8 protein-coding genes are annotated in these 8,349 nt (G+C 39.9%); 2 read left to right on the top strand and 6 right to left on the bottom strand.

The window, feature by feature from the left end:
• Positions 1-3: 3 nt before the first annotated feature.
• From ACTRWE_RS18310 to ACTRWE_RS18285, 6 genes are all read right to left on the bottom strand, one after another.
• Positions 4-1,608, bottom strand: a complete 1,605-nt coding sequence (locus tag ACTRWE_RS18310) for a DUF342 domain-containing protein (RefSeq protein ID WP_273001575.1) — start codon at positions 1,606-1,608, stop codon at positions 4-6.
• 147 nt (positions 1,609-1,755) lie between these two features.
• Positions 1,756-2,148 (bottom strand): RidA family protein, encoded by a 393-nt coding sequence (locus ACTRWE_RS18305; RefSeq protein ID WP_013466064.1) that lies wholly within the window; start codon positions 2,146-2,148, stop codon positions 1,756-1,758.
• 12 nt (positions 2,149-2,160) lie between these two features.
• Positions 2,161-4,266: a bifunctional GTP diphosphokinase/guanosine-3',5'-bis pyrophosphate 3'-pyrophosphohydrolase gene (gene spoT / locus ACTRWE_RS18300; protein WP_013466063.1), complete on the bottom strand. Its 2,106-nt coding sequence runs from the start codon at positions 4,264-4,266 to the stop codon at positions 2,161-2,163.
• 127 nt (positions 4,267-4,393) lie between these two features.
• The gene (gene rpoZ / locus ACTRWE_RS18295) at positions 4,394-4,669 is read right to left on the bottom strand and encodes a DNA-directed RNA polymerase subunit omega (protein WP_008108220.1); all 276 of its coding nucleotides are present in this window, start codon (positions 4,667-4,669) and stop codon (positions 4,394-4,396) included.
• A gap of 125 nt (positions 4,670-4,794) precedes the next feature.
• The gene (gene gmk, locus ACTRWE_RS18290) at positions 4,795-5,415 is read right to left on the bottom strand and encodes a guanylate kinase (protein ID WP_273001576.1); all 621 of its coding nucleotides are present in this window, start codon (positions 5,413-5,415) and stop codon (positions 4,795-4,797) included.
• A 115-nt stretch (positions 5,416-5,530) separates the two neighbouring features.
• A complete protein-coding gene (locus ACTRWE_RS18285) occupies positions 5,531-6,391 on the bottom strand; it encodes a YicC/YloC family endoribonuclease (protein ID WP_462880452.1) in 861 nt (286 codons plus the stop codon).
• Between the two features lie 180 nt (positions 6,392-6,571).
• Between ACTRWE_RS18285 and rph the strand changes: the two genes are divergently transcribed.
• Positions 6,572-7,285: a ribonuclease PH gene (rph, locus tag ACTRWE_RS18280; RefSeq protein WP_008111261.1), complete on the top strand. Its 714-nt coding sequence runs from the start codon at positions 6,572-6,574 to the stop codon at positions 7,283-7,285.
• Positions 7,286-7,299: 14 nt separating this feature from the next.
• The gene (gene pyrE / locus ACTRWE_RS18275; RefSeq protein ID WP_054202965.1) at positions 7,300-7,944 is read left to right on the top strand and encodes an orotate phosphoribosyltransferase; all 645 of its coding nucleotides are present in this window, start codon (positions 7,300-7,302) and stop codon (positions 7,942-7,944) included.
• Positions 7,945-8,349: the final 405 nt, after the last annotated feature.

Here is an 8,349-nt window from a genome sequence, read left to right as displayed (position 1 = left end):
TTATTAAGTTTTAAATTCAATTTCTATTTTATTATTCTCTAACTTAACACTACTCGGTGGGAAGTTACGGGTCGTTTTAAGCAGTTTATTGAAGATATGGATCTCTACACCCGAATGTAAAACGCTATTCACAGTCAACATGGCTTCATCGAGTAACGTATTCAGTTTTTGCTCTAAACCTGCTACCTGCTTTTCTAATTGTTCTGCTTGTTGACTATGATGTATCTGAGTTGATCCAATCTTATTTATGAGCTCGCTTTTTTTATCAGCATCTTTAATTAAATCTGCTTTTTCTAATGCAGCTTGTAAGCTATCAACCTGCTCATTTGCAGCTGTTAATTCACTAAAATATTTATCAATATCTTTGGTCATTTGAGTAGCTGAAGCGGCTAAATTAATTGCCATTTTAGCCCCTGATTCGTTACCAATTTCTCCGGCAATTAGTTTAGTGGCATCTAAAATTTCACCTCCAAATAACTTTCCTTTAGGTAGTTCTGATTGACCAATTTGAATTATATTTTTTGCTTTCATTGAGCTGTGGCTGGCTTGGCGGTCAAGCAATATGCTGTTAGCTTCAATGTAGCAATATTGAGAGTGTGAGGCATGCATATCACCTGCGCAAATTATTCTGCAAGATAGTGATTTATCTTCAGGCTTTTGATGGCCAATCACCCCTTGTTTTACAAGTATATCGCCACCGGCGGTTAATTCTCCAGATTCGACTGTACCAAAAACGGTAATGTCACCTGTTGCATTTATCCTCATCCCTGGCTCTACATTTTTACTAACTATTACACTACCTTCAAAGTCGATATGGCCTGTTTTTACAGACACATCGTTAACAGTGAAAATATCGTCAACACGCATTCCGTTATTTATTTCAACAGGCACGCCGGCAATAGTTGAAAGTAATTCCATCGGGTTATTTTTTGATATTTCAGTACCCTCACCTGCAATTAGGGCATGAACTTGCCCTGGTTTGGCTGGTAAAACATCACCTATCACGGTAAATCCTTCTTGACCAGGAGTAGCTGGTTGCTGCTGGATTAGTAATTCACCCGGTTTAACACTTGCTAATTTACCAAAATCACGCATATCAACACTACCGTCTTCTTTTAATTTGGGTGCTTTAAGGCGGTCTTTTAAGGTTTTAACCATGGCTTTAAATTTGCTATCTTGGCCGTCAGTAGGTAAACGTCCCTTAGCAAGTGGCCCGCTAACTACAGAGCCCGGAGGAAGCTCAAATTGCTTTTGTAAAAGTTGCTCTAAAAATGCTTGCTTATAACCTCTCGCAACGTGCGCTTTAACTAATTCTTTTTTAGCTTCATCAAAACTCAGTGTTGCTCCCCCTTTAGCAAGAGTGAGCGTGCCCATGGCTAACATTTTATCATCACTTATCTCCACGCTTAAGGTGGCATCATGACGTGTTGCAACAACTAAGATACGTTCAGGTGTTGCACTGCTGAAATAGTTATTTATGGCGTCATGATTGATTTCACACTCGCTGTAAGGCGATTGTTCAATTGCTTCAATGATAAAAGCAGCACTGGCGGGTGCAGATTTACTCGTATCGAGCAATACATTGCCATTATGAGCAAGCTTAAACACAAGTTATCCTTTTCTACTACTAAAGTAAGGTTTAATTAAATAACGTGATTACAGAGTGCTAGAATTTTAGTTTTGAGTCAAGAATTCATCAAAGTGTAGTTACAGATTGGAATAAAAGCTATGAGCGGCGCTCATAGCTTATAGAGGTTAGTTTGTTGAAGGAAGTTCCATAATGCCGTCTATTTCTACTTGTACACCTTTAGGTAGTGCACGAACGCCAATAGCAGCGCGAGCAGGATAAGGCTGTTTAAAATATTGGCTCATTACTTCGTTAACAATGGCAAAATTTGAAAGATCAGTAAGGTAAATATTTACTTTTACTAAATCTTGAATGGTGCCGCCAGCTTCTTCACAAACCGCACAAATATTTTTAAATACTTGGTGTGTTTGCTCGCTAAAGTCTTCAGATATAACGTCCATTGTTTCAGGGACAAGTGGAATTTGCCCAGATAAATAAACCGCTGTGCCCACTTTTACTGCTTGGCTGTATGTGCCAATCGCTGCAGGTGCTTTATCCGTTGATATAAATGCTTTATTCATGATGTTCCTATTTTATTTTTTACGATAGACTTTTTGTACATCCGGCATCACACGTATACGACGCATGATATTAGCGACATGGATACGGTTTTTAACTGTGATCCCTAAGTCTATCACGTATAAATTACTTTCTTTTTCATCGGTAGCTATTTCTACAATATTGGCCTGTGTAGTGGCGACCACATTGGTTAATTTAGCCAGCGCACCTTGGTGGTTAATAATTTCTACTCGTAAAGCCGCAATGTATTCTTTTTCTGGATTATCATCCCATTTTACGACTAGGTATTTTGAACGATCATTTTCCCAGCCACGAATGTTCTTACACTCTTGGCGATGAACTGTTAAACCTTTACCCTGGCTGACATGAGCTGTAATAGCGTCTCCAGGCACTGGACGACAACATTTTGAATAATTAACCAACATGCCTTCGGTACCAATAATAGTTGCCTTGGCACGCTTTGCGATGTCGTTTAAATCATCATTGTCGTTTTGTAACAAGCGTTTAGCAATCAGCATACTCATTAAGTTACCTGAGCCAATCTCTACTAGCAGTTCTAAGGTAGAGGAAAGCTCATGCTCTTCAAGCACTCGTGTAATATTTTCAGCTGGCAGGTTATCAAATTTGTTTTCCCCTAGCGCTGAGTCAAGTAAGCGACGACCTAATAATAATGCTTCTTCATGCTGTTGGCTTTTAAGGTAGTTACGTACGCCCAGTCGCGCTTTACCAGTAACAATAAAGTTAAGCCATGTTGCGTTAGGATGAGCGCCTGAGCTAGTAATAATTTCTATTGTTTGCCCAGTATCAATGGCTTTACTTAAAGGATAAGGTTTTCGATTAACGCGTGCGCCTACACAAGTATTACCAACATCAGTATGAACGGCATAAGCAAAATCGACCGCAGTCGCGCCCATTGGCAGTTCAACGATGCGACCATCTGGGGTAAAGACATAAATTTCTTCAGGGAAGAGTTCGGTTTTAACGTTTTCAACAAATTCAAACGATGAGCCCGCACTTTGCTGTAATTCTAGTAAGCTTTGCATCCATTGGCGAGCACGCTGCTGCGCAGTGTGACCCGCATTGTCACCAGACTTTTTATACATCCAGTGAGCCGCGACTCCTTTGTCTGCCATGTGATCCATATCGTGAGTACGGATTTGAATTTCAACAGGAATACCATGCGGGCCAACCAAAGAAGTATGAAGTGATTGATAGCCATTAGTTTTTGGCACGGCAATATAGTCTTTAAAGCGGGTTTCAATTGGCTTATATAAGTTATGAGCAACGCCGAGTACGCGATAACAGGTGTCCATAGAATCTACCGCAATACGAAAAGCGTAAATATCCATGACTTCGTTAAACAGTAACTCTTTGTTGAGCATTTTTTTATAAATACTATATAAGTGCTTTTCACGGCCTGATACGGTGGCCTTTATGCCAGACTCTTCAAGGCGTGCTTCAATTTCTGTTTGAATATTTGAAATAACTTCTTTGCGATTTCCACGCGCTTTAGCCACTTCAGATTTAAGTGCACGATGACGCATTGGATACAGCGCTTGAAAACCTAAGTCTTCTAGCTCATTTTTTATATCGTGAATACCTAAACGATTAGCAATCGGCGCATAAATTTCTAGAGTTTCGCGAGCAATACGGCGGCGTTTATCAGGGCGAAGTGCGCCTAATGTTCGCATGTTATGCGTTCTATCAGCCAACTTGATTAAAATAACCCGAATATCTTGGGTCATTGCCATAATCATTTTTCGATAGTTTTCAGCTTGAAACTCTTTTTTATCTTTAAAGCTTAACTTATCAAGCTTGCTCACACCTTCAACGAGTTCAGCCACCGTTTCACCAAATATTTCAGCTAAATCTTGTTGGCTAAAATCGGTATCTTCAATCACATCGTGCATTAGTGCTGCCATGAGCGTTTCATGGTCAAGGTGCATGCTAGCTAGTATCTGAGTTACTTCAACGGGGTGAGTAATGTAAGGTTCGCCACTTGAGCGAGTTTGACCTTCATGGGCCTCTCGGGCTACCACATAGGCTTTTTGGACTAGCTCAACATCGTCTGCTGGCAAGTATTTTGAGATTTTCTTTTTAAGACCTTCAAAAAGATACATTCACACTCCAATGTTCTCGTGAAGCAAATAAGTTAGGATAAGTTACGAATATACGATGAAAACAAAGGATTGCCAACGGCTATAGTTGAAATACTATGCCGTTAGCTAAATCAAACCGGGCGGTTGATTATTGGTTGCCACCAACAATGGCAGCAACAGCAGCTAGTTCTGCCGCTTCTTGGTGTTGTTGTTCTTCACGATCAATAACATCCATTGAAGAATTATCAACTAAACCAAGTTCGATTTCACGTAAAGCAACAACTGTTGGCTTATCGTTCTCAGGATCTACTAGTGGGTCTTTACCACCAACAGCAATTTGGCGGGCACGACGGGCCGCAACTAAAATTAAGTCAAAACGATTACCAATTGCATCTACTGCATCTTCAACTGTTACGCGAGCCATCTTAGCACTCCAAAATAATTTAAAAGCAAAGGCGTAGTTTACTGCACGCAGCAGGTTTCGCCAATAGCCAGTGGTTAATTTTTATCTGTTTTAGGGCATGAACACCTAATTAATCTTAATTTAGATTATTTGAGTAGCTCATTAATTAAAGTTTGATGACGCGTTGTTTGCGCTTTTAGCGTTAATCGCTGTGCAATAACAACACTTTCTATCTCACTTAAAGCAGTATCAAAATCATCATTCACAACAACAAAGTCATACTCATCGTAATGAGAAGTTTCTGATTGAGCTTGTGCCATACGCCCGGCAATAATTTCAGCTGAGTCTTGGCCACGGTTATTTAAACGTTGCTCTAACTCTTGCTTTGACGGCGGTAAAATAAAGATAGTTTTTACGTCTTTCATTATTTCTCGAACTTGACGAGCACCTTGCCAATCAATATCTAAAAACACATCAATGCCAGCGGCGAGTTGCTCTTCAATAGCTTGCTTAGAAGTACCGTAATAATTGTCAAATACTTGTGCCCACTCAAAAAAGTCATCTTTGGCAATTAGTGCCTTAAACTCATCAACCGATACAAAATGATAATGTTCCGCATTGTTTTCACCAGGGCGCGGTGCGCGGGTGGTGTGCGATACCGATACTTTCATATCAGCATGTTTTTTCAGTAATGCATTTATTAAGCTCGATTTACCCGCCCCAGAAGGCGCAGATAAAATAAATAAGTTTCCGCGAGAGTGTGCCATTATTTTCTCTATCTAAAAATAAACAGGCTCGAACTATAAACAGCTCAAGCCTTCAATTATTATATTGTACTTTATTTAGCTAATTATGCTCAAGTGAGTGGTAAAGCCAAAAAAGTTACTCAATATTCTGGATCTGCTCTCTCATCTGCTCAACAAGCACTTTTAGCTCTACAGCTGCATTAGTAATATCGCTATTAATAGACTTAGAGGCTAGGGTGTTTGCTTCGCGGTTAAACTCCTGCATCATAAAATCTAAACGGCGGCCACATGCGCCACCTTTATTAAGAATTTTTTTAGTTTCTTTTACGTGCGATTTTAAGCGGTCGAGTTCTTCGGCGACATCTTGCTTTTGCGCAAGGTAAATAAGCTCTTGTTCAAGGCGAGATTCGTCAATGTCGGTTTTTAAGTCTTCAAGCTTTTGATTAAGCTTTTCACGCTGCCACTTTGCTATTTCTGGTAAGTGACTTTCTACTACAGTAACTTGCTCAAGTATGGCATCAAGGCGAGTGGCAATCATTTCTTCTAAATTTGCGCCTTCATCGCCACGGGCTGATTTAAAATCTTCAACTACTTGGTCAAAGCCCGCTATAAGTGCTTTATTAACGGTATCTAAATCGAGCTCCTGTGCTTCCATTACGCCAGGCCAGCGCAGTATATCAACAGGATTAATGTCGCCACTGCTTTGTTGCTGCACCCATTTAGCACTATTTATTAGTTGCTCAGCAAGTGACTCATTAATTGATAGCTCACCCACGTGTGCTGGATTTGCAACAAACTTTAAAAATACTTCAACTTTACCGCGTTGCAAATTTTTACGTAAACGCTCACGAATTACCGGCTCCATGCCACGAAATTGCTCTGGTGCGCGAATAAACGTTTCAAGGTAGCGCTGGTTTACTGAACGAATTTCCCAGGTGCCAGTGCCCCATTCGCCTTTTATTTCGCGACGCGCATAAGCTGTCATACTGTGGATCATGGATGTTTTCCTACATTTTTAAATACAATATTACGATTATTATACCGTAACACTGCCCAAGCTCTAAAGAAAATTTAACACTGCTGAGTGTTTTTTAAACACACTTTAATATAAATCAACATGGCATCTGTATTCACATCAACATATAATGTGGCAAATTCAGAATTAAGGGGATCGTCAATGCGTCCAAGCGAAAGAACACCTAATCAAATTAGACCGGTTACGTTTACACGTAACTATACTCTGCATGCTGAAGGTTCAGTATTGGTAGAGTTTGGCAACACTAAGGTACTTTGTACTGCGACAGTTGAGGCTGGCGTACCACGCTTTATGAAAGGCCAAGGTAAAGGTTGGGTAAACGCAGAATATGGCATGTTACCGCGCGCAACACACACACGTAATAGTCGTGAAGCAACGCGAGGTAAGCAGGGCGGTCGTACAATGGAAATTCAGCGTCTGATTGCTCGCTCTTTACGTGCAGCAATCGATCTAAAAGCACTCGGTGAAAACACAATTACTATTGATTGTGATGTAATCCAAGCTGATGGTGGTACACGTACAGCGTCTATCAGCGGTGCATGCGTTGCGCTAGTTGATGCACTAACGTATATGCGTGCAAAAGGGATGATTAACTCAAACCCACTTAAACATATGATCGCTGCTATTTCTGTTGGTATATATAAAGGCCAAGCGATTAGCGATTTAGAATACCTAGAAGATTCTGACGCTGAAACTGACATGAATGTAATTTTAACTGAAACCGGTAAAATTATTGAGGTACAAGGAACCGCTGAGGGTGAACCTTTCTCGTTTGACGAACTTGATGAGCTACTTACACTCGCTAAGCATTCAATTCGTGAAATTATTGATGTACAAAAGCAAGCACTAGCATAAATAGGTAACTGGCAATGAAAGAATATCAAAAAGAGTTTATTGAGTTTGCTTTAGAAAAGCAGGTATTAAAGTTTGGCGAGTTTACTTTAAAGTCTGGCCGTACTAGCCCTTACTTCTTTAATGCGGGTTTGTTTAATACAGGTCGTGACTTAGCGCGCTTAGGTCGCTTTTATGCAGCGGCACTTGAAGATGCAGCAATTGAATATGATGTACTATTTGGTCCTGCTTATAAAGGTATTCCAATTGCAACAACAACCGCAGTTGCGTTAGCAGATCATTATAATAAAGATGTACCTTATTGCTTTAACCGTAAAGAGAAAAAAGCACACGGTGAAGGTGGTAGCTTAGTTGGATCTGAACTTAAAGGTAAGATCATGTTAGTTGATGATGTGATCACCGCCGGTACAGCTATTCGCGAGTCAATGGAAATAATTGCGGATAATGGCGCAGATTTAAGTGGTGTTTTAATTGCACTTGATCGTCAAGAAAAAGGTAAAGCAGAGCTTTCTGCTATACAAGAAGTAGAACGTGACTTTAATACTCAAGTTACTTCAATCGTTAAATTGGCTGATTTAATTAGTTACCTAGAGCTTCAAGGAACTATGGATGAGCATTTAGCCGCGGTAAAAGCTTACCGGGATCAATACGGTGTAGCATAAATAGTAGCCTCGCAAATGCGGGGCTTTATTTTGCCTAAAATAGAGCAACAGTAACTCCTACTTATATTAAGGCTTTGCTAATACACATAAACAAAAGCCACCTTCAGGTAGGCACTATTAATAGCCGTGATTTTATTAATACTGTGGTATCACTCTTACCTACTTCAATTCACCGTAGTAACATTAACAGTATGCTAGCTGCAGCGTCTTATTTTCCAGACTTTGTTATATATGGGATCTATTCGGGTAGATTATTGCTAGTGATCATTATGATCATCTTAGTTGCGAGTGTTTTAATAAAGCTTATTCAAGTTGATACAATGCTTAAAGGCTTAAGTTTCGCGTTTATTGTTAATAAATTGATAGTTATGTTGTGTTTTTAGCACCTATCGTTCAAATATCCAG

Source organism: Pseudoalteromonas sp. G5_S1_54_S4 (assembly GCF_054968565.1).
The sequence above is the reverse complement of the archived record's forward strand: the minus strand, read 5'-3'. Positions and strand labels throughout refer to the sequence as shown.

Excerpts from the sequence above, each read along its gene's own strand:
- ACTRWE_RS18305 (WP_013466064.1), bottom strand. The coding sequence starts at position 2,148 with ATGAATAAAGCATTTATATCAACGGATAAAGCACCTGCAGCGATTGGC.
- spoT (WP_013466063.1), bottom strand. The coding sequence starts at position 4,266 with ATGTATCTTTTTGAAGGTCTTAAAAAGAAAATCTCAAAATACTTGCCA.
- rpoZ (WP_008108220.1), bottom strand. The coding sequence starts at position 4,669 with ATGGCTCGCGTAACAGTTGAAGATGCAGTAGATGCAATTGGTAATCGT.
- gmk (WP_273001576.1), bottom strand. The coding sequence starts at position 5,415 with ATGGCACACTCTCGCGGAAACTTATTTATTTTATCTGCGCCTTCTGGG.
- ACTRWE_RS18285 (WP_462880452.1), bottom strand. The coding sequence starts at position 6,391 with ATGATCCACAGTATGACAGCTTATGCGCGTCGCGAAATAAAAGGCGAA.
- rph (WP_008111261.1), top strand. The coding sequence starts at position 6,572 with ATGCGTCCAAGCGAAAGAACACCTAATCAAATTAGACCGGTTACGTTT.
- pyrE (WP_054202965.1), top strand. The coding sequence starts at position 7,300 with ATGAAAGAATATCAAAAAGAGTTTATTGAGTTTGCTTTAGAAAAGCAG.